General features: G+C 41.6%; 25 protein-coding genes. 15 read left to right on the top strand and 10 right to left on the bottom strand.

Annotation, left to right across the window (positions count from 1 at the left end):
• The first annotated feature begins 8 nt into the window (after positions 1–8).
• Together KXV15_RS11020 and KXV15_RS11015 are read left to right on the top strand one after the other, a co-directional pair.
• On the top strand, positions 9–1,088 hold the full coding sequence (locus tag KXV15_RS11020) for an MlaD family protein (protein ID WP_240008235.1): 1,080 nt from the start codon (positions 9–11) through the stop codon (positions 1,086–1,088).
• Positions 1,088–1,741, top strand: a complete 654-nt coding sequence (locus tag KXV15_RS11015) for an ABC-type transport auxiliary lipoprotein family protein (protein WP_240008234.1) — start codon at positions 1,088–1,090, stop codon at positions 1,739–1,741. Before KXV15_RS11020 ends, KXV15_RS11015 begins: the two co-directional genes overlap by 1 nt.
• Here KXV15_RS11015 and KXV15_RS11010 read toward each other — a convergent pair.
• On the bottom strand, positions 1,738–4,176 hold the full coding sequence (locus KXV15_RS11010; protein WP_240008233.1) for a hypothetical protein: 2,439 nt from the start codon (positions 4,174–4,176) through the stop codon (positions 1,738–1,740). The genes KXV15_RS11015 and KXV15_RS11010 overlap by 4 nt on opposite strands.
• Positions 4,177–4,379: 203 nt before the next feature.
• Between KXV15_RS11010 and KXV15_RS11005 the strand changes: the two genes are divergently transcribed.
• Complete coding sequence (locus KXV15_RS11005) at positions 4,380–4,811, top strand: HIT family protein (protein ID WP_240008328.1); 432 nt, start codon at positions 4,380–4,382, stop codon at positions 4,809–4,811.
• A gap of 32 nt (positions 4,812–4,843) precedes the next feature.
• Here KXV15_RS11005 and clpA read toward each other — a convergent pair whose 3' ends face one another.
• Together clpA and clpS are read right to left on the bottom strand one after the other, a co-directional pair.
• Positions 4,844–7,177, bottom strand: a complete 2,334-nt coding sequence (gene clpA, locus KXV15_RS11000; RefSeq protein ID WP_240008232.1) for an ATP-dependent Clp protease ATP-binding subunit ClpA — start codon at positions 7,175–7,177, stop codon at positions 4,844–4,846.
• A gap of 132 nt (positions 7,178–7,309) precedes the next feature.
• A complete protein-coding gene (gene clpS / locus KXV15_RS10995; RefSeq protein WP_420830585.1) occupies positions 7,310–7,669 on the bottom strand; it encodes an ATP-dependent Clp protease adapter ClpS in 360 nt (119 codons plus the stop codon).
• 86 nt (positions 7,670–7,755) lie between these two features.
• Between clpS and KXV15_RS10990 the strand changes: the two genes are divergently transcribed.
• Positions 7,756–8,619, top strand: coding sequence for an MBL fold metallo-hydrolase (locus KXV15_RS10990; RefSeq protein WP_240008230.1), 864 nt, complete (start codon positions 7,756–7,758; stop codon positions 8,617–8,619).
• Here the strand turns inward: KXV15_RS10990 and KXV15_RS10985 are convergent.
• Entirely contained in the window at positions 8,616–10,256 is a 1,641-nt protein-coding gene (locus KXV15_RS10985) for a long-chain-fatty-acid--CoA ligase (protein WP_240008229.1), read from the bottom strand. The two genes, KXV15_RS10990 and KXV15_RS10985, sit on opposite strands and share 4 nt — an antisense overlap.
• 131 nt (positions 10,257–10,387) lie before the next feature.
• Positions 10,388–11,053, bottom strand: coding sequence for a pyridoxamine 5'-phosphate oxidase (gene pdxH / locus KXV15_RS10980; RefSeq protein WP_240008228.1), 666 nt, complete (start codon positions 11,051–11,053; stop codon positions 10,388–10,390).
• A gap of 140 nt (positions 11,054–11,193) precedes the next feature.
• Between pdxH and KXV15_RS10975 the strand changes: the two genes are divergently transcribed.
• The 4 genes from KXV15_RS10975 (at position 11,194) to metC (ending at position 14,840) form a co-directional block, all read left to right on the top strand.
• A complete protein-coding gene (locus KXV15_RS10975) occupies positions 11,194–11,931 on the top strand; it encodes a DnaJ C-terminal domain-containing protein (RefSeq protein WP_240008227.1) in 738 nt (245 codons plus the stop codon).
• 77 nt (positions 11,932–12,008) lie between these two features.
• Complete coding sequence (locus KXV15_RS10970) at positions 12,009–12,794, top strand: NUDIX hydrolase (RefSeq protein WP_240008226.1); 786 nt, start codon at positions 12,009–12,011, stop codon at positions 12,792–12,794.
• 11 nt (positions 12,795–12,805) lie between these two features.
• On the top strand, positions 12,806–13,672 hold the full coding sequence (gene sseA, locus KXV15_RS10965) for a 3-mercaptopyruvate sulfurtransferase (protein WP_240008225.1): 867 nt from the start codon (positions 12,806–12,808) through the stop codon (positions 13,670–13,672).
• A 10-nt stretch (positions 13,673–13,682) separates the two neighbouring features.
• Complete coding sequence (metC, locus tag KXV15_RS10960; RefSeq protein WP_240008224.1) at positions 13,683–14,840, top strand: cystathionine beta-lyase; 1,158 nt, start codon at positions 13,683–13,685, stop codon at positions 14,838–14,840.
• On the opposite strand, the gene KXV15_RS10955 is transcribed toward metC, so the two are convergent.
• Positions 14,830–15,837, bottom strand: a complete 1,008-nt coding sequence (locus KXV15_RS10955; RefSeq protein ID WP_240008223.1) for a KamA family radical SAM protein — start codon at positions 15,835–15,837, stop codon at positions 14,830–14,832. The two genes, metC and KXV15_RS10955, sit on opposite strands and share 11 nt — an antisense overlap.
• A 378-nt stretch (positions 15,838–16,215) precedes the next feature.
• Here KXV15_RS10955 and KXV15_RS10950 point away from each other — a divergent pair, with 378 nt between their 5' ends.
• Positions 16,216–16,578 (top strand): hypothetical protein, encoded by a 363-nt coding sequence (locus tag KXV15_RS10950; protein WP_240008222.1) that lies wholly within the window; start codon positions 16,216–16,218, stop codon positions 16,576–16,578.
• Positions 16,579–16,635: 57 nt separating this feature from the next.
• Here the strand turns inward: KXV15_RS10950 and KXV15_RS10945 are convergent, their stop codons facing one another.
• From KXV15_RS10945 to KXV15_RS10930, 4 genes are all read right to left on the bottom strand, one after another.
• Positions 16,636–16,881 carry an HP1242/YdcH family protein gene (locus tag KXV15_RS10945; protein WP_240008221.1) on the bottom strand — a complete coding sequence of 82 codons (246 nt, stop codon included), beginning with the start codon at positions 16,879–16,881 and terminating at the stop codon, positions 16,636–16,638.
• Between the two features lie 94 nt (positions 16,882–16,975).
• Complete coding sequence (locus KXV15_RS10940; RefSeq protein ID WP_240008220.1) at positions 16,976–18,487, bottom strand: Ppx/GppA family phosphatase; 1,512 nt, start codon at positions 18,485–18,487, stop codon at positions 16,976–16,978.
• A complete protein-coding gene (locus KXV15_RS10935) occupies positions 18,487–20,631 on the bottom strand; it encodes an RNA degradosome polyphosphate kinase (RefSeq protein WP_240008219.1) in 2,145 nt (714 codons plus the stop codon). Before KXV15_RS10935 ends, KXV15_RS10940 begins: the two co-directional genes overlap by 1 nt.
• Positions 20,621–21,235 carry a hypothetical protein gene (locus KXV15_RS10930; RefSeq protein ID WP_240008218.1) on the bottom strand — a complete coding sequence of 205 codons (615 nt, stop codon included), beginning with the start codon at positions 21,233–21,235 and terminating at the stop codon, positions 20,621–20,623. The genes KXV15_RS10935 and KXV15_RS10930 overlap by 11 nt, the downstream gene beginning before the upstream one ends.
• A 71-nt stretch (positions 21,236–21,306) precedes the next feature.
• On the opposite strand from KXV15_RS10930, the gene purM reads away from it, so the two are divergent.
• From purM to KXV15_RS10900, 6 genes are read left to right on the top strand one after another with little or no spacing between them, the layout of a single operon-like run.
• On the top strand, positions 21,307–22,362 hold the full coding sequence (gene purM / locus KXV15_RS10925) for a phosphoribosylformylglycinamidine cyclo-ligase (protein ID WP_240008217.1): 1,056 nt from the start codon (positions 21,307–21,309) through the stop codon (positions 22,360–22,362).
• Positions 22,355–22,984, top strand: coding sequence for a phosphoribosylglycinamide formyltransferase (purN, locus tag KXV15_RS10920; RefSeq protein ID WP_240008216.1), 630 nt, complete (start codon positions 22,355–22,357; stop codon positions 22,982–22,984). The genes purM and purN overlap by 8 nt, the downstream gene beginning before the upstream one ends.
• 17 nt (positions 22,985–23,001) lie before the next feature.
• Entirely contained in the window at positions 23,002–23,688 is a 687-nt protein-coding gene (locus KXV15_RS10915; RefSeq protein WP_240008215.1) for an SGNH/GDSL hydrolase family protein, read from the top strand.
• Between the two features lie 43 nt (positions 23,689–23,731).
• Positions 23,732–24,121 carry a hypothetical protein gene (locus KXV15_RS10910; protein ID WP_240008214.1) on the top strand — a complete coding sequence of 130 codons (390 nt, stop codon included), beginning with the start codon at positions 23,732–23,734 and terminating at the stop codon, positions 24,119–24,121.
• Positions 24,122–24,176: 55 nt separating this feature from the next.
• A complete protein-coding gene (locus tag KXV15_RS10905; RefSeq protein WP_240008213.1) occupies positions 24,177–25,805 on the top strand; it encodes a multicopper oxidase domain-containing protein in 1,629 nt (542 codons plus the stop codon).
• Positions 25,795–26,514, top strand: coding sequence for a copper resistance protein B (locus KXV15_RS10900; RefSeq protein ID WP_240008212.1), 720 nt, complete (start codon positions 25,795–25,797; stop codon positions 26,512–26,514). Before KXV15_RS10905 ends, KXV15_RS10900 begins: the two co-directional genes overlap by 11 nt.
• Positions 26,515–26,518 lie beyond the last annotated feature (4 nt).

Raw genomic sequence — 26,518 nt, 5'->3', positions numbered from 1 at the left:
GTCTTTTTATGGAGACGAAGGCAAACTTTGTTCTTATTGGTGCGTTTACGATTTTATCGTTAGTTTTGGCTGCGATATTCACCGTTTGGATTGCCAATACCGGTTTTGATCAGCAATATGGCGAATATGACGTTAGCTTCCGTGGCCCTGTCCGTGGGCTTGAAATCGGCTCTGAAGTTCGTTTTAACGGTATCAAAGTTGGTGAGGTTTCAAAACTAAGCCTTGATAAAACCAACCCAAGTAATGTTATTGCCCGCATTCGTATAACCTCTGAAACACCTGTAAAAACCGATTCAGTGGCACAATTAGAGCCATCAGGCATAACTGGTCTTTCATATATTCAAATTCTCGCAGGTGGTGAAAACTCCCCCCCTCTTGTACGCCTAAAAGGGCAAGAGCGCCCATTAATCGCATCACGACCAGGGCAACTTGATCGTTTCTTAGAAGGTGGTGAAGGCGTTCTGGATAATGCCCTTGAAACAGTTGTTCGCCTTAACCGTCTGCTTAATGATAAGAACTTAAAAAGCTTCTCAGAAACTTTAAAAAACCTTGATACATCAACCGCACGCCTTGCAGGTAATGGTCAATTACTTGACAGCGCGACCCAAGCGGCACGTTCAATTGATCAGGCAGGGCAAGAAGTTAAGGTGCTTGCAAAATCAATGCAGGCAGTGCCGCAAATGGCAAATACTTATAATGAGCTTGGAAAAAATCTTACTACTCAAACCGGAACCTTGTTGAATAATTCCAATGATTTGGTCGTAAATTTAAACAATCTATCAAAATCTACCGACAAAACTATACAGCGCGCAGATTCAGCACTTGTTGAAATCAATGCCAGCGCAAAGAATATTCACAAATCAACTGAAAATCTTGATGCGGCGGTCAATAACTTCAACGCCGCCACCATTTCAGTTGATAAGTTCTTTACAATGGGCACATATGATACCCTACCAAGCATGAATGCGGCGGCACAATCAGTAAAATCTGCTTCTGATAATCTAAACCGCACCTTGGACGAAGTTAGTGATAGCCCGAATGGTTTCTTATCAAAAGCACCAAGCAATAGCGTTAAATGGAAAAAATAATGATATTCAATATTTCATATTTCAACCGCAATAAAATCACCAAGAAAATTGGATTGGGTATTATTGGCCTTGCGCTTTTGCCATTGGGCGGTTGCATTTCATTATTACCAAAGCCTGGTAAGCCATCAATGGTTGCCCCTATGTTGGGTGATTATAAAGGGGAAGTATTTGAAACAGCCGCGCCCTATTCTGTGGCGGTTGATACGCCTGAAATGCCATCGGCACTTTCTGGAAGCTCAGTTGTAGTTTTAATGAATGATGGCTCTTATGCCTATATTGAAGGTTTAAGACTGGCATCACCGACGCCGGTTGCAATTCAAAATATTTTCATTTCTACATTTGAAAAAGCGAATGCCTTTTTGGCAACAACGCGTGGCAATACAACGGTGCGGGCAAATTATGAACTTGCAATTGATGTATCACGTTATGAAGTTACAATGCCAAAATGGGGCAAGGCCGGAACCGCACGAATTGATGCATCTGTTAGAATTATTGATGTAAGCACTCGTTCGCCAATTGCCGCAAAAACATTTAGTGCAACTGCACCCGCAATAAAGGGCAAGCCTATTCAGGCCGCAAACGGTCTTGAACAAGCCACGCAAATGCTTGCAGTTGATGTTATGAAATGGGTTCGTGAAAATAACGCGGACTAGTTTAAAACGGCTTCTGCAATCAAAAAGAACGCGGTTTCATTATTATTCAATCTTCCGCGCATTGCTTTTTCGCGGTTTTCTTCAACATATTTAATTACTTTGGAACGAAGTTCACTTTGCGCGCCAATGTATGATGATAATATTGAAACATTTTCTTTTAAAGATACTTTGACCTGTATAATTGCTTTGCTGCGTTCACGCGAATAAATTTGGGAAATTTGTTCTATTTCCGCATAATTAATATTTCTGTTTAATGTCTTATCGGCAATTAAGTCAGCGACATTAGTTGGGGCATGACCATTTTTATCGTCAATCGCCGAAAAAATATCTGACCAATTCCAATCTGATTTCGGTGCATCTGCACCATCACGCAAATTGATACCTTCAAATGGATTGTCGCGCTTCACAGTTTTTTCAGATGGATTACTATCAACCTTTAAAACTAGCGGTTTTTTAGCTTCAACTTGGTTTTCTTCCCCAAGCTGATTATCAATATCTTCAAAAAATTCACGTCCCCGAAGGTTTAACTTGCTTGTCTCCTCCGCGGGCACCTTAACTTCATCGGCAGAGTGTGTAACTGGCGTTGATCTTATTGGCGTTTGTGGCGACAAGATGTGACCAAATTTTGGCTTGGTATCTTCTGGCTTCTTTTCAACGGTTTCTTTTTTAGGCGGTAATTGCTGGATTGGTGCAGTTTCTACCGATGTCCCAACATCTGGTGGCGCAATTACCCCTGAAAGACCACCAAGACGTTGCACAACCTCACCCAATGCAGAATAAGATTGTTTTAGGCGCTCTTGGAAGGCGGCATCGAGTGCCTGTGTTTCTTCGGCGGCACGTCTGCCAGTTTCATTAAGGCGATTGAGTGTATCCGATAATGCATTTTCAACGGCATCGGCGCGCTCTTTTGCCTGCTCTGGTAGTTTTGCAAGTTTTTGATTAAGATTATCAATTATGTTTTCAACTGATTGCGCCTGATCAGCACATGCCTTGGCAACATTACTAAAACGTTCTTCAATTTGTGTGCCGGTTTCATTTAAAATATTTGCCGACTGATTAATTAGGCTTTTGGCATTTATCAGACGGTTTTCAACAAATTGATCCGCCTCTTTATTCATCTCAAAACTATGCTGTTTAAGATTTTCAACGTGGCGTGAATTATTTTCAAGCTGTTCGGCAATTGCCTTGCTTGCCTGTTCCGCAAGTGAATGGATTGAACCAGTGGTATTTTCCAAAGCAGCCATGCTTTGGTCGGCAACTTCGCGGGCTTTTTGCGCTTCTGTCTTTAAGGCAAGTGCGATTTTGCGCGCTGTTTCTTCGGCAATTGCCCTCACCTCATCAATTGTTGAAACGCTATAATCGCGGGCGGTATTGGCATTAATAGCAAGAATATCATTAACTTTTGACGCAGTCGTTGAAATATTTTCCGCCGCGTCATTAAGAGAGCTTGCAGCACTAGACACACCATCAACCGCATCATCGGTTTTAAGGCGCGCCATAACCATCAAATCATGTGCCTTACTAAGCGCTTCCTCACCGCGTTGCGATGCCTCATCAAGGTTTGAAATTGCCCCCATCGCCTTTGAAACTGCATTATCAAGCTTATCGGCCGCAATTTGTGCCGATTGGGTTGCCTCATCAGAATTACGTGCAAGTGCTTGTGCGGCTTCAACAAGTAATTGCGCCTTTTCATCCAACCCCAAGGCAGCGCTTTTGGTTGTTACCTGTGCCGTACGGGTTAGTTCTGCAATTCCTTCAAGCAAATTATTAAGGCGCTTACGCTCATTTTCCATTGTATCAACAAGGGCAAACGCACCGGTTTTTGCATCTTCAGAAACTTGTTTAAGGCTTTGAGTTTTATCGCTTATTGAATTTTCAAGGCTGCCCAAACGATTGGAAACCGAACCCAAAGTATCGTCTAGTTTTTCAATCTCACTTCGGATTGAAAGAATCGCCGAACGTGCGCTTCCTGCCAAACCCTCTTCTGGCTGCAACAGGCGGCGTGTGGTATTGGCAAGCATACGGGCATTATTATTTGAACGCACCAATATATCGCCCATCAAGCCAGCAAGCACAGCAAACGCCGCAGGGCCAATTAAAGTTACAATAAGTGCCGCTAATTCAGTAGAATTTGTAATCGAAGGATTGGTTTGATTAATTACCAAAACCGCCGCGATAATCCAGATAATCGCCACCACGATTGAATAAAGCATAATATTGCTGTTTTGCTTTTTACGACGACGGCGTTTTACTTTTTTTCCGGCAACTTCTTCTTCGGTAGTATCAAATATGTATGATTTCGGTTTTTCTTCAGGGACTGTTAGGCTGTCACCGGTGCGCGAAGGAACATTTTCACCATCTGTTACAGGAATCTCCATACCTAACCCAAGTCTATTTTTTATTTTGGGTTCGACTGAATCATCATCAAAGTTCATTATACAGATGCTCTAAAAAATTGCGCTTTATTATACTATTAAACAATAAATCTCAAAAGGCTATAAATCTGTAAATATTATTATTTGCAAGTCAAATATGCACCTAATAATGGAAACATTCGCTTTTAATGCGCATTTAAAGATGACAAAGATTTTTTTCATATTATAGAGGGATAAATTCAATGGGGAACAGCATGGTTGATATGGGTTTATTTGGTGAATATGACGACAATAATATTTTTGCACAAATTATAGATGGCAAAATTCCTTGCTTTAAGGTCTATGAAGATGACATCGCAATTGCGATTATGGACGCCTTCCCGCAAGCGCCGGGTCACGTTTTGGTAATCCCAAAAGCAAAGGCACGTAACTTCCTTGATTATCCAACTGAACAACTTGGCGCCTTAATGGAACGGGTTCAAAAAATTACCAATGCGGTTCAAAAAGCACTGACCCCAGAAGGTATTTCAATGTTCCAATTTTCTGGCGCTGCGGGTGGTCAATCGGTTTTCCACCTTCATTTCCATATTGTTCCACGTTCAGAAGGTGTTCCGCTAAAAGGACACGGGCAATTTGAACCGGCGGATAAAGATGAATTAAAAGTACTGGCTGAAAAAATTAAAGCTGCTTTATAAAACAAAAGCCCTTCTTACGAAGGGCTTTTTTATTATGCTTTGGCATTTTTAACACGCTGCGGGGCTTTGGGTAACACAGGCTCGAAATAGAATGCCAATTGTTCCTTATCTTTGTCATCAACATCGATACGAACCAAGCCGCCATTTCGCAATTGACCAAATAGCAATTCTTCGGAAAGCGGTTTTTTGACCTTTTCTTGAATAAGTCTTGCCAATGGTCTTGCGCCCATTGCTTCGTCATAGCCGCGCTCAGATAACCATGCGCGTGCCTTGTCGGTAAGTTCGATTTCAACCTGACGCTCTGAAAGTTGTGCCTCCATTTGTACAATGAATTTATCAACGATATTGCCAACAATTTCAGGTTTCAGCGGATTAAAGTGAATTACTGAATCAAGACGGTTACGGAATTCAGGGCTAAACATACGTTTAATTGCCTCATCCTCCTCACCTTCTCTTTTGCCACGACCAAAACCAATAGATTCACGCGCCGCATCCGCAGAGCCTGCATTGGTGGTCATGATGATAATAACATTACAGAAATCGACCTTTTTACCGTTTGAATCGGTCAATGCACCGTTATCCATAACCTGAAGCAAAATTGCGAACAAATCTGGATGCGCCTTTTCAATCTCATCAAGCAACAATACGCAATGAGGGTGTTGGTCAATCGCATCGGTCAAAAGACCACCTTGGTCAAAGCCAACATATCCTGGCGGGGCGCCAATTAAACGTGATACTGTATGACGCTCCATATATTCGGACATGTCAAAACGTATCATTTCAACGCCCAAAGTTGCCGCAAGTTGTTTTGCCGCCTCGGTCTTACCAACGCCGGTTGGGCCGGCAAATAAGTATGATCCAATTGGCTTGCGCAAATCACGCAGTCCAGCACGTGCCAATTTCACGGCCGATGACAATGCCTCTAATGCATCTTCTTGCCCAAAAACCGCACGGTTCAAATCGGAATTCAAAGTTCTTAGAGCTTCTAAATCGTCTTTAGAAACCGCTTTGGCAGGGATGCGGGCAATTTTCGCAACCACCGCCTCAATTTCTTTTACGCCAATTTGTTTTTTACGTCTTGATTCTGGCAATAGGCGTTGTGCGGCCCCTGCCTCATCAATTACGTCAATCGCCTTATCTGGAAGTTTACGGTCACCAATATAACGATTGGATAATTCAACCGCTGCCTTAATCGCATCGCTAGTATAGCGTAAATTATGGTGTGTTTCATATGCTGATTTAAGCCCCATAAGAATGCGGATAGTGTCTTCAACAGATGGCTCATTAACATCAATTTTTTGGAAGCGTCGCGCCAAAGCACGGTCTTTTTCAAAATGCTGTTTGTATTCTTTGAATGTGGTTGACCCCATGCAACGAAGCGAACCATTTTGCAAAGCCGGTTTCAAAAGGTTAGAGGCATCCATCGCCCCGCCAGATGTTGCACCCGCACCAATTATTGTGTGAATTTCGTCAATGAATAAAACCGCATGTTCAACAGTTCCAAGCTCTTTTAAAACTTGTTTCAGGCGTTCTTCAAAATCACCGCGATAACGTGTTCCCGCCAAAAGCGCACCCATATCAAGCGAGAATATAGTGGCATCTAGCAATACTTGCGGCACATTACCTTCAACAATTTTACGCGCCAAGCCTTCGGCAATTGCGGTTTTACCAACCCCAGGGTCGCCAACCAAAAGCGGGTTATTTTTTGAACGACGGCATAAGACCTGAATAACACGCTCAACCTCTGCCTCACGGCCAATTAGCGGATCAACCCCGCCGGCCATCGCCTTTTCATTCAAATCCACGCAATAAGCAGCCAAAGCATCGGTTTGCGGGCGCTCTTTTACGGTTTCTTCGTCTTTTGAATAATCATCTTCATTATCTTCATTCGCACCGCTGATACGTTTTTCGGTTGAAAGACCAGGTTTTTTAGCAATGCCATGCGAAATATAATTTACGACATCATAGCGCGTAATATCTTGCTCCTGAAGGAAATAAACGGCGTTTGATTCCCGCTCAGAGAAAAGTGCAACCAATACATTTGCACCTGTTACACGTTTTTTTGAACCAGATGAATCAACATGCGAAACAGCACGTTGAATAACCCGCTGGAAGCCAGCCGTCGCACGCGCACTTATACCCTTATCAGTAATGATGTCCTTTAATTGGTGATCAATATAGCTTACAAGGTCGGAGCGCAGACGTTCAAATTCCGCACCGCAAGCATTAAGAACCTCTTTGGCATCGTCATCATCAAGCAATGCAAGTAACAAATGTTCAAGGGTCGCAAACTCGTGCTTGCGCTCATTGGCAAGTGTAATCGCGCGTTCAAGAGTTTGTTCAAGATTTTGGGAGAATGCTGGCATGTTGTTTCCCTTTCTGTGACCCATTGATTTGAATCGGCGACATGTTGGAAACTATCGTATTTCACAGCACAGCCGTCAACTATAAATTAAGGAAGAAATTTTGAAAGTTTCAAGTGAGACAAAAGTTGTTTTCTATTCTTTTTCCATAATGCACTGTAATGGATGCTCATTTCTTTGTGCAAGTTCCAAAACTTGTGCAACTTTTGTCTCTGCTATTTCATATGTATAAATACCGCAGACACCTACACCGGTTTGGTGTACCATCAGCATAATTCGTGTGGCGTCTTCGATGCTTTTGTTAAAAAACTGCTCAAGGACATAAACTACAAACTCCATAGGTGTGTAGTCATCATTCAGCAAAAGCACCTTATATTTAGAGGGTCTTTTGGTTTTTGGAACAGGCTTGGTGGCAACGGCAATCGTCTTCTGTCCGTTGTTAACAGAGTTTTCTTCATCGCCTAAATACCAATTACCGCCCAATTGCGACCCCATAATTTTCATTTGAATATTATAATATTAAAATCGTTTTTGCAAAACTTTCTCTTGAAATAAGAAATAAAATAATTTTATCAAGACGTATGGCTACAAAATTAAATTTTAATCATTCACTTGATTTTGAATATGGCAAACCTGATCAGCTTGCCCCCCAAATTACGCGTATAATTGCAAACAATCCCTCACCTATTACTTTTAAGGGAACGGGCACTTATGTGATTGGCAATAAAGAAATTATAATAATTGACGCCGGCCCAAAAGATAAAAACCATCTTGAGGCATTATTAAAATTTGCCAAAGGCAAGGTTATAACCCATATTTTAGTAACTCATTCACATGCCGACCATTACCCATTGTCTTATGAATTACAAAAATATTGTGATGCAAAAATATATGGGCATAAACCCGATTTTAGCGATGCATTAGACGACATTGGCGAGGATATGCACGGTTTTATTGCCGATATCGAACTTAATGATGGCGACATAATCGAAAACAACGAAATCAAGCTAAAGGCAATATATACCCCCGGTCATAGTGCGAGCCATTTCTGCTTTGAATTTGCCGCGCAGAATGCACTGTTTTGTGGGGATCATATTATGGGTTGGTCATCAACCGTGGTTTTACCGCCCGATGGTAACATGACGCTTTATATGAAAAATTTGCAAAAGATTGCCGATTTAAAGTTTGATATTTTATACCCAACCCATGGCGCGCCAATTGTCCAACCAAATGATTATATAAACGCGCTTATAAATCATCGCCTTGAACGTGACGAACAGATAATAAGATGTATTGAAAATGGTCTTGTTGGGCTGGATGAGATTTTATTGGCAATCTATCCCGAACTTAATCCTGCACTTCATTCCGCTGCCCGAAAAAACATTCAGGCGCATTTACTGCGCCTGATTGATTTGGGTTTGGTTAAAAATATTTGGTTTGATTAAGCTTTAACTTCAACCGCAGTTGGCAAAACATAATCTTTAAACATTTCACGAAGTGCAAGTTTGTTTAATTTACCAGTTGCACCAAGTGGGATTTTTTCAACAAATACAACATCATCCGGCGTCCACCATTTTGCGATTTTGCCTTCAAGATATTTATAAACATCTTCTTTTAGAACTTCCACATCTGGTTTAGTTTCAATAACCAAAAGCGGTCTTTCATCCCATTTAGGGTGGTATGAACCAATAACAGCCGCAACAGCAACACCGTCAACGCCCACGGCAATATTTTCAATATCGATGGTTGAAATCCATTCGCCACCAGATTTGATAACATCTTTAGAACGGTCAGTAATTTGCATGTAACCATATTCGTCAATGGTTGCCACGTCACCAGTATCAAAGAATCCGTCTTTATCAAGGACGCCACCGCCCTCACCCTTATAATAAGCAGAGCATACAGCAAAGCCACGAACCATAAGGTTACCAAATGTTTTGCCATCGCGTGGTGCCTCTTGCCCTTCACGAAGAACCTTAAGCTCAACACCAAATGGTGTACGACCTGCTTTAAGTTTGATTTTACGTTGCTCTTCTGGTGGCAATGCGCGAACCTCTGGGGTTAATGAACATGCCGTACCAAGTGGTGAAGTTTCGGTCATACCCCAAACTTGCTTGGTTTCAACGCCGTACTTATCTTCAAACGCCTTCAAAATACGTTCCGGAAGTGCAGCACCACCCACCGCAACACTACGCAATGAGGTTAGCTTGCTATCAGTTGCTTCAAGGAATTGCAGAAGCATCAACCAAACAGTCGGCACAGCAGCGGTAACTGTAACACCATAAGTTTCAAGCATTTCATAAATAGACTGCCCGTCCATTTTTGAACCAGGCATAATCATTTTCGCGCCCGCCGCAGGGCAAGAAAGCGCAAGCCCCCAAGCATTGGCGTGGAACATTGGAACCACAGGCATCACCACGTCATCACAGCCAAAGCCCAAAACATCTTTTTGCATCGACATTAATGAGTGAAGGATGTTTGAACGGTGTGAATACATTACACCTTTTGGGTTGCCAGTTGTACCAGAAGTATAGCAAAGGCCAGCGGCTGTACGCTCATCAAAGCCGCCCCATTTTACATCTGTGTCCTGCTCTTCAAGGATTTCTTCATAGCAATACACATTTGGCAATGTGGTATTTGGCATATTTGCCTTGTCGGTAAGAACGACATAACCACGAACCGTTGGGACGTGCTTTGCAAGGCTCTCAAGAACTGGGATAAAGGTTAAATCAGTGAAGATAAATTCGTCTTCTGCGTGGTTAATGATATAGATTAATTGGTCGGCAAAAAGACGTGGGTTTAACGTGTGCAAAATTGCACCAATCCCCATGGTGCCGTACCAACATTCAAGGTGATTTGCAGTATTCCACGCTAATGATGCGACGCGGTCACCAATTGTAACACCTTGACGCAACAACCAATTTGAAAGCTTTTTTGCCCTATCGTAACATTGACCATAATTTGTGGTAACAATCGGCCCCTCAACAGAGCGCGTAATAATTTCACGATTTGGATGGTTAATTTTCGCATGATCGAAAATTTTATCAACGGTTAAAGGCCATTCCTGCATTAACCCGAGCATATATTATCCCCTTTTCATTTTTAGTTCTATTTTGTTTAGTAGAATTAGTCCGTCATGCACAATAGACTAACTTGTATGCAAAAGCATATACGACTTTTTGATTATAATCCATACATGAATCACAATTCATGTTATGGAAATTGACGTCTCACTGACCAATTATCGCTTGGGTTCTTGCGTGAATACTCAACACGCTCATGCAATCTGAATGCGCGGTCACGCCAAAATTCGATGCGTAGCGGAACAATTCTCAAACCTGACCAATATGGTGGGCGCGCAACTTTGCCAATGTTAAATTTCACACCGTACTCGGCAACATTTTTTAACAATTCACCTAAACCATCCATGGTTTCCGACTGTTTTGATGCCCATGCACCGATTTGCGATTGACGGGCACGAGTTGCAAAATATTCGTCCGCCTCTTCATCACTAACTACTTCAACAATGCCACGAATGCGAACTTGGCGTCTTAGGCTTTTCCAGTGAAAACAAATAGATGCCTTTTTGCTTGCAAGGATTTGTTGCCCCTTTGAGCTATGGAAATTGGTATAAAAAACATAACCGTTTTCATCATAGTCTTTTAATAAAACCATACGCGAATCTGGCATACCATCTTCATCAACGGTCGATAAACAAAATGCATTTGGATCATTTATTTCTTTTGCCTTGGCCTCCGCGAACCAATGGGCAAAAATATCCAAAGGCAAAGTGTTTTCATCAATTAAGTTTGCATCAGACGGTGCATTAAATTGATAGTCATCATTAGTTGGTGAATGTGGTATCGCTTTATCAGTCATGCCTTCTTTATATAACTATATATCCAAAACAAAAGTGACAATTTCAAAGTCATAAAAATTTTATCATAAAATTATGTATTTTAACTATTTTTAAATTCCTTGTTTACCACTTGATAACCATGTTTCGCGATAAAGGTTGTATGACTTCACCATATGAGATTCTTGGCATTAGCCCCGGTTCAGATGCATCCTCTGCAAAGAGAGCATTCCGTGCCATTGTTAAAACCTGTCACCCAGACATTAATCCTTCACCGGAAGCGCGTGAAAGATTTGCGGCAGCGGAAAATGCGTATCGCATTCTAACTGGTGCTGCGGCTACCGCTGATAGACACCTTGAACACCCTTTGCGTTCTAGCAGAATGATTGAAATTGACCTTCCTGTTTCAATTTATATTGCTGCAAAAGGCGGGATTGTTAAAGGCTCTTGCCCACTTGGAAAAGCAAATATCAAAGTTCCAGCGGGTGCAAGAAAAGGCGATCGCATTATTACTTCAATTGGCGGCAAAACTGTTGCCTGTGTTATAAACATTCGTGAAGAAGATGGTTTCCGTGCCGAAGGTGGTGATATTTCATCCATTCTTAGAATTTCAAATAATCAGGCTAAGAGCGGTGGTTATGCTGAAATTGACACCCCAACGGGCCGTTACAAAGTCAAACTACCTGAAAACACACCAGATGGCGCCCGCTTAAAGGTTGAGGGTCGTGGTTTGCCACAAACCCGCGATCGTAAACCGGGGCATCTATATTTGGATGTTGAAATCACTGAAACCGTTACTGACCGCGCGGTTGCGGCACTAGATAAAATTTTGATGATGGCCAAACGACCACGCAAAAAAGATGATGATAGCGGTCAAGACAATATCCGCCTAAGCGCATAAACATAAGTGCTTGGCACTTGTCAAAAAATAAGAATATCTGCAAATTAAACCGGAAACATGTTTTCCGGTTTAATTTTATGCAACACCCCAAAAAACAAATTATTGATGACACATCGCTTGGTATTTTTGCGAAATTAAACAGGGCATCAACTATAATCCCGATAAGGCGTAATAATGAAGCCCTCGAGGTTTTGCTTGTAAAACGCCATGAAAAAATTAAATTTGCGGGTGGCGCATATGTGTTTCCCGGTGGCAAACACGACCTTAATGATTGTGAATTATTGCCGCAAAACCCAAATCTTGATGACATTGCAAAAATGGCGGCAATTCGTGAAACCTTTGAAGAAACCGGCTATCTATTGGCACGCGATAAAAATCAAACCCTTATCGGCGATAATTTCAACCAACATCCTGAACGAAAGAAAATCATAGAAACGCCTATATATTTCAATAATTTCATGAAAGATAATGATTTTAAGCCGGCATTAGATTTATTAACGCCCATTGCCATATGGGTTCCGCCTGAATATGCGCAAAAACGTTATTTAACATGGTTTTACTTGGCCGAGATTGCACAAAATGCGGAAATTATTCCAGATAAAAAAGAAATAACCGATTTTTTATGGCAAAAACCGGCAACGGCACTCCAAAATATTGAAACCGGTGTAATTAATGCTCTTTTCCCAACAATGGCAAATTTGTCTTTATTATCAAACTTTTCAAGTTTTGAAGAAATAAAAAAATTTCTTGATTGTAAAAATATGCCGCTAATACAAACGAAAACAATAGACAAAGGTATTAATTTATGGGTAGAGACAGATGTTAAGGATTTTTATCCTTATTCCACAAAACAATTTCATTAGGGGAGAATGAAATGGTTGCCGTATCTGATGGGAATTGTCCGCTAGTAAGTACCGAATGGCTTGCAGAGCATATCGATAGTCCTGATATACATGTGATTGATGCCAGTTGGTTCATGCCAAATAGTGGCAGAAACGCAAAACAAGAATATGAATTTTGCCACATCAAAGGCGCGGTATTTTTTGATATTGATGAAATAGCAGATTTAACCAGCCCCTATCCACACATGGTTCCAAGTCCTGAAAAATTTGCAAGTCGTGTTCGCAAACTTGGCCTTGGTGATGGTGTAAAAATAATCATTTATGATTCTCATGGAATTTTTTCTGCGCCGCGCGTTTGGTGGATGTTCCGCCTTATGGGGCACGATGATGTGGCGGTGCTTGATGGTGGCCTTAAAAAATGGCTTGCCGAAGGGCGCCCAACAGATGACGCAATAGTTAGCCATTGGGAAAGACATTTCACAATCCGTATCCGCAATGATTTAATCAGGGATTTTTCACAAGTATTGGCGATTTGTGAAGATCAAGGAACACAAGTCGTTGACGCGCGCTCACCTGCACGATTCTCTGGAACCGAACCAGAGCCGAGGCCAAACCTTAATTCAGGTCACATTCCAAATTCAATAAACTGGCATTATGCCCAATTGATTAATTCAGACGGCACAATGGTAAGCAATGATGAAATAAAGGCACAAATTGCGGCACTTGGCATTGATTTAAACAAGCCGATTATTGCAAGCTGTGGCACGGGTGTTACGGCGTGTATTCTGGCTTTGGCACTTGATAAAATTGGCAAAGACAAGGTTGCGGTCTATGACGGATCATGGGCTGAATGGGGTGCGCGCGATGATGCACCAATTGTCTGTGCCGATATGGTATAAAGGCTGAAAAGTGAATAACGATAAAAAACTAGCAACTAGACTTTCCCACCTTGGGCGCAATCCAAAACAACATGAAGGCTTTGTAAACCCGCCATCGCAACGCGGCAGCACAGTCATTCTTGATAGTGCAGAGGATTTATATTCGGACAAGAAATCTTATGGTCTTGAAGGCACTTCGACCCATGATTTTCTAACCGATGCCCTTAATGGTATTATGGATGCCAATGGCACAATACTATGCCCATCTGGTCTTTCGGCAATAACAACGACATTGCTTGCCTTTATAAAAGGTGGTGATCATATTCTTATTACCGATAGTATTTATGGCCCAACCCGCCGCTTTTGTAGCAGCGTTTTAAAAGGTTTTGGGGTTGAGGCAGAATATTATGATCCACGTATTGGCGCTGATATTGAAAAACTTATTCGCCCAAACACAAAATTGATTTTCCTTGAAAGCCCAGGGTCTTTAACGCTAGAAATTCAAGATATTCCTGCGATTGTAAATGTCGCGCAAAAACACAATATTCTTACCGCAATTGACGATACTTGGAGTGCGGGGGTTTATTTCAAACCGTTGAATGTTGGGGTTGATATTTCGATTCAAGCACTTACCAAATATCAAGGTGGGCATTCGGATGTCCTTCTTGGTTCCGTAAGCGTTAAACGAGATGATTTATTCAAAAAATTAAAAGAGACCCACCGCGATCTTGGCATTGGTGTCGCTGCTGAAGAAGCATGGTTGTGCCTTCGCGGTCTTAAAACCATGATTTTAAGAATGAATCATCAGGACAAGGTTGCACGTAAAATTGCCTCTTGGCTTGAGAAGCAAGATATTGTTGCCGAAGTTATACACCCTGCCCTGCCAACGTCACCAGATTATGAAATCTGGAAACGCGATTTTACGGGTGCGGGTGGTTTATTCTCTATTATCCTAAAAGATTTAAGTGACGCACAAATTAATAAGATGCTTAATGCTTATGAATTATTCTCTTTGGGATTTTCATGGGGCGGTTATGAGAGCCTTGTGATAAATTGCGCGCCACAATTGGCAACCCGTAAAGACCCTAAATGGACAAATAAAACCGCCTTAATACGCTATTCAATCGGCCTTGAGGATGAGGATGATTTGATTGCAGATTTAGAGCGTGGTTTCGCGGCTATAAAATAGGGTAATTATGGCGTTTGCCATTATTATCAATTAGAATAAAGCCATCCGAAGTTTTGATAACTTGCCCAGAGTTTACGGGGATTTTGCCGTATCCACCTGGTATATCAATCACGTATTTTGGCAAGGCAATTCCAGAAACTAATTTGGTAGTTTCACGATAAATCTTTGCACCTTCTTCAAGGTTAAGATAGAAATGCCCCGTTCCCTTTGCTAAATCGGGGTGATGCAAATAATATGGATTTATGTTGTTTTGCAAAAGAGTATTAAATAATTCGGCCAAAACCTCTGGCTTATCATTTACATTGCGCAAAAGAACGCTTTGCGAAAAAAGCTGAATTTTTGCATCAACAAGCTTATTGATTGCAACTTTAACCGCGTCATTTATTTCTATGGCATGGTTGGTGTGAATTACCATTTTCACGGATTTCTGCGATGCTTTTAATGCGGCAATCAATTCATCATTTATTATTTCAGGATTGGCAATAACCGCCCGCGTGTGGATTCTAAAGAATTTTATATGGGAAATCTTTGCAATATTTTCGGCAACTTCTTTAAGGCGGCGCACACTTGCCACCAATGGGTCACCACCGGTAAGAATTACTTCGTCAATCTCTTTATGCTGATGTAAGTAACCATAAATTTGTTCAAGCTCATCGCCCTTTAATGCCTGCCCCTTATTGTCGCCAACATTTTCACGCCTGAAACAAAAACGACAATAAACCCCGCAAACTTCAACAAGCTTTATCAAAACGCGGTTTTTGTAACGATGAACAAGGCCTTTTAAAGGTGAATGGGCATCATCACCAATTGGGTCCGCCAACTCCCGCTCAAGGGTAACTAACTCATCCTTTGACGGGATGAACTGTTTTGCAATCGCATCACTATATAGCATACCGGCAATATTTTGTGGGATTGCAATTGAATATTTCGCCGCCACTTCTGCAAGCTTATCGGAATTATTTGCATCAAGCAGCCCGCGCGCTACCAACTCTTCCAAGCTTTTAATGGTTTTTGATTTTATAAGTGTTGGCAATTTATATCTTTCTTTCGCCCCGAAATATTTCTGTGAGATATTTTAAAATGCAAAATAAATCAAGTTTTCCAAAATTTAATGCAGATAAATTTATTACAACAAACCAGCAAATAGATAACACCTTGATTTTGCATGTTATTTTATAATTTTTAAAATTTTATCTGAACCGAAAATAAATTCATCAAAAAAATCTCGTTCATATTGGGTATGCGAATATGTACCTGTCAATGACGAAGGGCGCGAAACAAAACCTCCTCCCCTATGGTTTCTCCTCCCCCCCCTAGCAAGCGTCTTTCGTCAAAGACACATAGAAGAAAGACACGAAGAAGAAGGAATAAAATTATGAGAAACAAAATTGCATTACTTGCCTTAACCGGTTTAACTGTAATAGTTCCAGTTGCTGCATCTGCAAAAGACTATTATGCACCACATCCAACCACAGTGCGCATTGATGGCCCAGACCGCGACCACCGCGCAGATGTTGTAATCCGTGACCATGATGGCTTCCGCGATAATCGTTACCACAATGATCGCTATGACAATCGTCGCATTGTTGCAGTTCGCCTACAAGAGCCACGTTATGTTAACCGTGCTGGCTGTGGCTGGGGTGTTAAAATCACTAAATTCGCAAACGGCGACCGTATCAGCAAAGATACCTATATGTGCAAAGCTGGACGTGGTGAATGGCGCATAGCGTACAGATAATTCAAAACAACATCCTCAAAAAATAAACCCCCAAATTTAATTTGGGGGTTTTGTTTTTTAGCCTTCGGCAATTAGTTTGCCAATTTCATCAAGAATGACAAGCCGCTTCTTTTCAAGGTCTTCAAGGACCATGTCATCGGCGGGCGTAACTTCATTCTGGATATTATTAATCTCGACCCAAAGTTTATGGTTTTCTTCCATAAGGCCTTTGAAATAGGGGTTTGTTGTTTTTAATTTGTGAATAATTTCACCTTTCCCTGCAAACTCTTCTGCCAAGGCATTATCAAGATGATTTTCTTGCATACCATATCCTCCTTATTATTATTTACAGTATGAGACTAATATTTATTAGCGATATAACAAGGGTAAAGATTGTCACAGCAAGGCAAAAATAACATCAATCATTGTCGTGATTGATTAGTTTTTGATACTGTTGCTCCAATTGTTTTAGGCGTTTAATCACACTATCAGAAATTAAATCCCGCAGACGTTCTGGTAATTCGATATGAAAATTGTTTCCCATTCTAACCAATCTTGTCTGCTTTAATATCTCGCCACTATTGCTTGCAAGACTAGAGGCAAGGCGCAAGCCAGAGCCAAAGAAATCCGCAATTTTTGCATATTCAGAATTTAAAAGACGTGCCGATTCATTTTCGGCTATATCTTCTGGTTTTTCACCATAACGTCGTGCAATAGTATGCGCCAAAAACACCCGTTCATTATGGCTTGCCGCAGGGTAAGGGGCACGCAAAACCAATTCATAGGCAAGTTGACCACGGTGATCGGGGTGAAGCCCCATGCCAATATTTACCAATGCACAACTTGCATTCAAAAGTTCTTTTTGACGAACTTCAGAAATACCATCCACATCAAGCGGTAAAAAATCTACAAGCCATTTATACGCTTCATCGGTAAAATTTAGTGCCGCTTTATCAAGATGTAAAATTGCACGTATTCCGTCTGAAAGTGGGTTTTCATTAAATCCCAAATGATCAGTCAAAACCCCTTCGCGCAGACCATATGACGAAATAACAATTTCTTTGGGTTTTCCGATTTCGATAATCTCACTCATCAAAAGGGCGGCATAAGGCAATGAATCAGCACGCCTTTGCGAAATCCCCCTAACCTTTTCAATGGTTTTACGGCTAAGGCGGATTACGAAATTACAAAACTCCCGCATTTCGCGGCCATCAATCGTATAATTATTCAATACTTTTAATGGGTAGTTTTTATGGTCCATATGCATCTGCGCAAGGTTACGCCACGCACCACCAACCGCATGAAACTCATCACCATTACAAAGCTTCAAAGCCTGTGACTTTTCTAAAACTGAACGTATGGCTTTGCGGACTTGTTCGACATTGCCACCAATTTCACGAATTGATGCAATATCGCCAATTGCCAATGGGCCAAGCTTGTGTGATTCTTTGAATGAAGCGCTTTTTAAATCCACTAATTCTAGGCTTGAACCACCCAAATCGCCCATAATCCCGGTGGCATTAGTTGTGCCTGATTTCACACCAATTGATGAATAATAACCTTCTTCAGAGCCATCGATCAAACGTACGGGAATTCCAATAACGTTTTTAATATAGGCAATAAATTCGGCGCCATCGCTTGCATCGCGCGAAGCAGCGGTTGCAATGGCATCAACCGATTCAATTTTTAAGTTATCAATCAACAACTTATAACGCTTTATTGAATTTAGCGCCAAGGCAACACCGGGTTCATATAATTTCCCAGTCTCACTTATGCCCCGCCCCAATGCAGCAAGCACTTTTTCGTTATGTATTGGAATAAAGGTTTTCCCAACAATAAGATAAATTACCAGACGAACAGAGTTTGAACCAATATCAATCACTGCATGCCGATAGCCGGTATAATTATTAGTGTCGTACACAAGATTCATTACGAAGTGCGTCTTTGCCTTGGTTTTTTGAGTGCTTTAATAGCACTTCCGCGCCCTGACAAGCTTGGATTTGAAATAAAATACTCATGGGCAGAAAAAGCATTACCGTCTTCGCAGTGACGTTTGTGATATGAACCATCTGAATTCATTATCCAACTTTGGGCGACATCATTCAAATAAGTCACCATTATTTCTTCTAGCACTTGGCGATGAACTGTTGGATTACAAATTGGAACCAGTGTTTCAACCCGTCGTTCAAGGTTTCTTGTCATCCAATCAGCCGATGAAATGAACACTTTGGCATCTTTACTTGGCAATGCTTTTCCGGCGGCAAAGCACACAATCCTTGAATGTTCAAGGAAACGACCAATCACTGATTTAACATTAATGTTTTCAGACAAACCCCGAACCTGCGGTCTTAAGCCGCAGACACCGCGTATAATAAGTTCAATCTTAACACCCGCTTGTGATGCCTCATAAAGTTTATCAATAACCTCAGGATCGATTAAGGCATTTAGCTTTGCCCAAACCCCAGAAGGCAAGCCCGCCTTGGCATTTCTAATTTCATCATCAAGATGCGCCAACAAGGTTGTTTTCAACGTAAGCGGTGACATTTTTAATTTTTCAAGCTCTTGCGGCATCGCATAGCCTGTCACATAATTAAATAATCGTCCGGCATCACGCCCCAAGGCTTCATCCGCGGTAAATAGTGACAAGTCAGTATAAATTTTCGCGGTTATTGGGTGATAATTACCGGTTCCAAAGTGGGTATAGGTCCGGAATTTCTTGCCCTCTTTACGAACAACCAAAGAAACCTTGGCGTGGGTTTTTAAATTCACAAAGCCAAAAACAACGTGAACCCCTGCCCGCTCCAAATCTTGCGCCCATTTAAGGTTTGCTTCTTCATCAAAGCGGGCCTTAATTTCAACAATTGCAGTAACCAGCTTGCCACTTTCGGCCGCTTCAATAAGTGCGGCAACAATCGGGGAATTTGCAGATGTCCGGTATAGCGTTTGTTTAATCGCAACAACATTGGGGTCTTTTGCCGCTTGGCGAATGAATTGCACCACAACGTCAAAAGTTTCAAATGGGTGGTGAACCAAAATATCTTTGGCACGGATTGCCGCAAAGGCATCATCACCAAACTCACGGATACGTTCTGGGAAACGTGGGACAAATGGTTTGAATTTTAAATCCGGTCTGTCTTCAGGGATTAATTGCGATAATTGCGCAATCCCCAAAATACCGTCAACCACAACCAAATCGCGCGTATGCACATTCATCTCTTCACGGATGAATTCGCGCATATCTTCGCTCATATTGGCATCAATTTTCAGACGCACCACCTCACCACGTCGCCGCTCTCTTAATGCGGCCTGTGCCTGTAAAATAAGATCTTCTGCCTCTTCTTGAAGTTCAATATCACTATCACGAATGATGCGGAATGCGCCGGATGCCACCACCTCAAACCCCGGAAACAAGGCATCAGGGAAAAGCTCAATAACGGTTTCCAATGCCACAAAGTAACGCATATTGCGTTCCCGCTTAAGCTCAATAAAGCGCGGAATCATTTGCGGAATTGGCACAAGTGCATTCATCTGCTTTCCATTATCGGTTCTTGAAAGCGCAAAGGCAATTGCAAAACCTAAATTTGGAATGAATGGGAATGGGTGCGCCGGATCAACCGCAAGCGGGGTAAGGATTGGATAAATCTCTTCCATAAAATGCTTGCGTAAATCATTGGTATCGAATTCAAGTGCTTCTTTTAAACTTAAAACTTTGAAACCAACTTTTTTAAGATCGATTTGCAATTCACGCCATAAGGTTTGTTGGCGTTGCATAAGGCGCCCAGCAACCTGATTGATGCGTTCAAGCTGTTCGGTGGGCAAAAGACCGTCCGCAGATAGAACCTTACTTTTGGTTTTTAACAATTCGCGTAAACCAGACACGCGAACCATATAAAATTCATCAAGGTTATTGCCGCAAATTGATAAAAATCTCAGGCGCTCCATAATCGGGTGATTTGGATTGTTTGCCTCTTCTAATACGCGGGCATTGAATTCAAGCCATGAAATCTCACGGTTAATGTAACGCTCTTCAGGAGCAGTGAACTTTTCTTTTACATCCACAATTTCAAGTGTCATCGAATATATCTTGCTCAATATGTTTATTGCCAAAGCCCGAAATGATTTTTTCAATATCATCAGCCGCTAGGCTTTTTTTAGAATTGCAATATTCATCTATAAAGTCAAAAAATTTAAATATGGTGACCAGATTAAAATTTATCTGCTTGTAAAATTGTTTTTGTGCATCTTTTGGTGTTTTTATTCCACGCGGATTTGCCCAATTATTCCAGATTTTGTCAAATTCCGCCTGCTTCAAATCCGGCAAATTAAACTTAATAATATTATCAAAGCGGGACTTTAGGTCTGGTTGTTCAATATTTCTGATTTTACCGACAAAAAGGAATATCCCCTCACCCCGTTCTGATTTATAAAAATATTCCAAGGCTTCTGAATTGCTCAAAACATCAAAGTCGATTACAGGGATGTTTTTAATGCTATTAATTAATTCAATCTTGAAGTCTTCGTCGCCAACTTCCAAAAATGCAAGATTGCCAAGCCAATTTTCGGGATTTGAAAATTTTTCGATTGGATATTGGTAATGAGAATGCACCAAATCAATTAATTTTGGCAAATGCGTATCGCCAAAATCAAAGCCTAACTGTGGTATGTTTTCTTTTTGCATGAATAAATGTGGAAAATTTCAAAATTATCTTTAATAGCGTTCTTAGTTTAACTAACAAATGTAGTTTTCAAATGCCAGATAACATTAACACTAATAGCAATAATCACAATACAGGCCTTACCTACAAAGATGCGGGCGTTGACATTGATGCCGGCGAAGAATTGGTGCGCCGCATTTCACCTCTTGCCAAGGCAACAAATCGCCCTGGTGTTATGGGATCTTTGGGCGGTTTTGGTGGCCTATTTGACCTTAAAGCGGCGGGCTTTAAAGACCCTGTTTTGGTTTCAGGTACAGACGGCGTTGGCACCAAGCTTGAGATTGCAATTGAAACAGGAAAACACGACACAATCGGTCAAGATTTGGTGGCGATGTGCGTTAATGATGTTTTGGCACAAGGCGCGCAGCCTTTGTTCTTCCTTGATTATTTCGCATGTTCAAAACTTGATGTTGAGGTGGCAACCTCTGTGGTTGCGGGCATTGCCGATGGCTGTAAACTTGCTGATTGTGCGTTAATTGGCGGAGAGACCGCTGAAATGCCTGGCATGTATGAAGACAAAAAATATGACCTTGCTGGTTTTTGTGTTGCCGCCGCAGAGCGTGAGGCACTTATCCCGCTTCATGACAAAATGCACTCTGGTGATTTATTAATCGGCCTTACCTCTTCTGGCCCACATTCAAACGGTTATTCACTGGTTCGCAAAATTGTTGAACGTTCTGGTCTTAAATGGTCTGATGAGGCGCCATTTGCGACAGGTAAAACCTTGGCAGAAGCCCTGCTTGAGCCAACCCGTATTTATGTAAAATCCGTCATGCCATTAATCAAAAATGGCTGGATAAAAGGTTTGGCACACATAACAGGTGGTGGCTTAACCGAGAATACGCCGCGCATGTTACCTGAAACTTTGGCACCACAATTTGATTATGAAGCATGGGAATTCCCGCCTGTTTTCAAATGGTTACAAGAAGTTGGTAATGTTACAACTCCTGAAATGCACCGCACATTCAATTGTGGTATCGGGCTTGTACTTTGTGTGGATGCTTCGCATATGGATGTTGTGCTTGGCGCATTATTCGCCGCAGGTGAAGAACCAATGGTAATTGGTCAATTGGTGGCAAATAATGGCTAAGAAGCGTGTTGTGGTTCTGGCTTCTGGGTCTGGCTCTAATTTTCAGTCAATTATAAATTTTGCACAAAATGGCGCAAGTTTTGAAATTGTCGGTCTTATTGTCAATGTACCCGAAGTAAAGGCGATTGAACGCGCCAAAACCGCAAATATCCCGTCAAAACTTGTCAATCACAAAGATTACGCAACCCGCACAGATTTTGAAACAGCACTTAATCAAGCATTATTGGATTTCAATGCCGAGCTTGTAGTTTGCGCGGGCTTTATGCGCATTCTCCAAGCTGAATTTGTTGAAAAATGGGAAGGGAAAATGATTAATATCCACCCTTCTCTTTTGCCGAAATATAAAGGGTTACACACCCATCAACGGGCAATTGATGCCGGTGATAAAACCGCCGGCTGCACCGTTCATTTTGTAAATGCCGGCGTTGATGAAGGTGCCATTATTGGACAGGCCGAAGTTGAAATAATGGATGGTGATGATGCCGATAAACTGGCAAGCCGCGTAATCATAAAGGAACATATTCTTTATCCATTGTGTGTTGACGCTGTGGCATCGGGAAAAATAATATTGACTAATGGCGCTTGCCTCAATGATGGCAAGCTAGAAATGATAAAAATATAATAGAGAGGGTGAAGAAAATGAAACTACGTGCATCAATAATAAGCCTTGGCATTTTAAGCTTTGCATGTTTTGGCGCGGCACAAGCCGAGGAAATTAAAGACTTTCCAAATCTTGCACGTTTCCAAGCCGAAAACACCCAACTTATTAGCGCGAAACCTGATAAAGCCCGCGTTGTATTTATGGGCGATTCTATTACCCAATTTTGGGATACTGGCGCACAAAATATTTTCACTAATCAACATTTTATAAATCGCGGCATAAGTGGGCAAACCACCTCGCAAATGTTGTTGCGCTTCCGCCAAGATGTTGTCGCGCTTAAGCCGCAAAAGGTTGTAATCCTTGCAGGAACCAACGACATAGCCGGCAATACAGGGCCAGTTAGCCTTGAAACCATTATGGGCAATATCAAATCAATGGCCGAAATCGCCAAGGCAAATAAAATCGAAGTTGTGCTTTGTAAATTATTGCCGGCCGATCATTATTATTGGTCACCAGATATTAAGCCTGCACCACAAATTGCCCAATTGAATATTGAGATTGCGAAATATGCCAAGGCAAATAATCTTAAAGTTATTGATTATTATACCCCTATGGTAAATGAAAAAGGCGGGCTTCCAACCACCCTTAGCGGTGACGGCGTTCACCCCAATGCCGAAGGATATAAAATCATGAAGGCATTAGTAGAGCGTACGATTACTAAATAACTATTTTATTTACTAATAGCAGCAATGCGTGTAGCATAATTGCATGGCATTATGGTTCAAAAATTTGGTTTTCATCCCCTTGCTGGCATTTGCTTTAATGCTTGGTAATGGGAATTATCATTCTTGTGAACTTGAAAAAGTATCGCATCATAATGCCACGGCAATGACTTCTGATATGCCTTGCCATGATATGACAGGCCCCCATGTAATGAAGATGGATGCCCACCAACAGTGGGATAAGCAACATAATAAATGCTGCGATAACGCTTGTACGTGTTCATATGGACATTGCAATGGAACAATTGCAATCACAGAGCCAAACGTTCAAATCAGCCCGCAATTCATGGGAAACATCCAAAGCCCAGAAGCGATAGCTTTTGCAATTATTGAACCGCAAACACCACCAGAGCGACCGCCGAAAAACTTTTCCTGATTATAAGTTTGCGCAACATATGCGCTTTTTGTAATTTTTTCAGGAAATCAAATCAATGAAAATCATGAAATTTGCCAAATTGCTTTTGGCATTTGGTTTTGCCTTGCCAATGATTGCGCATGCAGAAACCAAAGAATACAATCTGGTTATCGCCAGACAAAATGTGACAATAAACGGTGTCACATCAAACAAAATCACCATTAATAATACCCTTCCCGGCCCTGTTTTACGATTTAAAGACGGCGATGAAGCAATAGTTCACGTAACCAATAATATGAATGAAGATACATCGGTTCATTGGCATGGCCTAATTGTACCAGGGAATATGGATGGTGCGCCGGGTTTTAATGGCACAATGCCGATTAAACCAAATGAAACCTTTACCTATAAATTCCCGATTAAGCAGTCTGGCACATATTGGTATCATTCGCACACCTTGGGGCAAGAACAAGAAGGCCTATATGCCGGAATAATTATCGACCCCAAAGAAGAACAAATAAAATCAGATCGTGAATATGTCATTTTGCTATCTGACTATAAGCATGAAAGTGCAAAGCAAACCCTGCAACATTTAAAATCATCATCTGATTATTACCAATATCACCGCAAGACAATCGTTGATTATTTAAAGGATGCCAAGGAACGCGGTTTTGGGGCGGCAAGCAAAACCTCATTAGAGTGGGGGAAAATGCGCATGTTGCCAACAGATTTATCGGACGTAACAGGTTATGATTTTTTGATAAATGGGATGACACCAAACCAAAATTGGACAGGAATTTACAAAAAGGGTGAAAAAATCCGCCTACGCTTTATCAATGCCTCCGCCATGAGCATGTATGACGTTCGCATACCTGGTCTTAAAATGACCATTGTTCAGGCCGATGGACAAGATGTTGAGCCAGTCCAAGTTGATGAATTCCGCTTTGGTAATGCCGAAACCTATGACGTAATTGTCGAACCGAAAGACGATAAACCCTATACAATCACCGCCGAACCAATAGACCGCACCGGATTTGCCATCGGCACCCTTGCAACATCGTTGGGGCAAGTAGGTGAAAAGCCTGTTGCCCGCCCACGCGCGCTCCTAACCATGTCTGATATGAACATGGAATTGATGATGAAAGATGACCCAAATATGGATATGTCGAACATACCCCCAAGTGGTTGGGCCAATTCCAATGCGCCAGAAGGAACAAGAATTTTGGAATATTCCGACCTTCGCGCACTAAATCCGCAAACTGATTTACGTGAACCAACAAGGGATATTGTGGTTCGCCTTGGTGGCAATATGGAGCGTTACATTTGGACCATGGATGGGCATGTATTCGACCCCAAACGTGGTTTCAAGGTCGATTTCAATGAGCGTGTTCGCCTTACCTATATTAATGAAACCATGATGGCACACCCAATTCACTTGCATGGGATGTTTGTGCAATTAGAAAATGGGCAGGATATGGATAAAATGCCAAGTAAGCACACGGTAATTGTCCCACCGGGTCAGACCTTGTCGGTATTATTAACCGCCAATAATCCGGGTGATTGGCCGTTTCACTGTCACCTCTTCTTTCACATGGCAAGTGGGATGATGACGCAAATTTCCGTGGCGCAACCAGACACCCCAAAAGAAACAATCCCCATGATGGACATGCCAAAAATGAACCATGGAGGACATAATGAACATTAAAATTATTGCCATTATGGCATTATTGGCGCCATCATTTGCATTCGCCGAAGCGGCTCATAATCATAATCATTTGGGTGAAAGTAACTTATTCCCATATCACTCTTTCACCCTTGAAACCGATTATGGCAAAGACAAATCCAATTGGGATTTAGATGGCTGGGCCGGCGGTGATTATCAGAAACTTTGGGTAAAATCCGAGGGCAATGTAGAGAATGGCAAACTTAGCGATGCAAATCTATGGGCATTATATAGCCGCAATATAGCAACCTTTTGGGATGCACAAATTGGTCTTCGTTATGACCCCAAAATTCAAGCACACCAACGTGAAAGCAGTTATGTTGCATTTGGAATAAATGGTCTTGCGCCATTTTTCTTTGAAACCGAAGCATACGGGCTTTTGCGCGATGATGGGCTTTTTAGCATTCACCTTAAACAGGAGAATGATATTTTAATCACCAATCGCCTTGTCCTTAGCCCATCATTGGCATTGAATATAAATTCACGCAGTGATGAAGAATATCAAATCGGCTCGGGGTTATCTGATGCAGAAGCCAAACTAATGCTGCGTTATGAATTTACGCGTGAATTTGCGCCATATGTTGAATATTCCTATGAACGGAAATTCGGCAAAACCGCAAAGCTTTATGATGCAATCGCCGAACCAATATCATCAAATGGTTTTAGGCTTGGCATAAGGTTTAAATTCTAGGCAT

Origin of the sequence: Pseudaquidulcibacter saccharophilus, from assembly GCF_019455445.1 — a bacterium.
GTDB lineage: Bacteria > Pseudomonadota > Alphaproteobacteria > Caulobacterales > Aquidulcibacteraceae > Pseudaquidulcibacter > Pseudaquidulcibacter saccharophilus.
The sequence above is the reverse complement of the archived record's forward strand: the minus strand, read 5'-3'. Positions and strand labels throughout refer to the sequence as shown.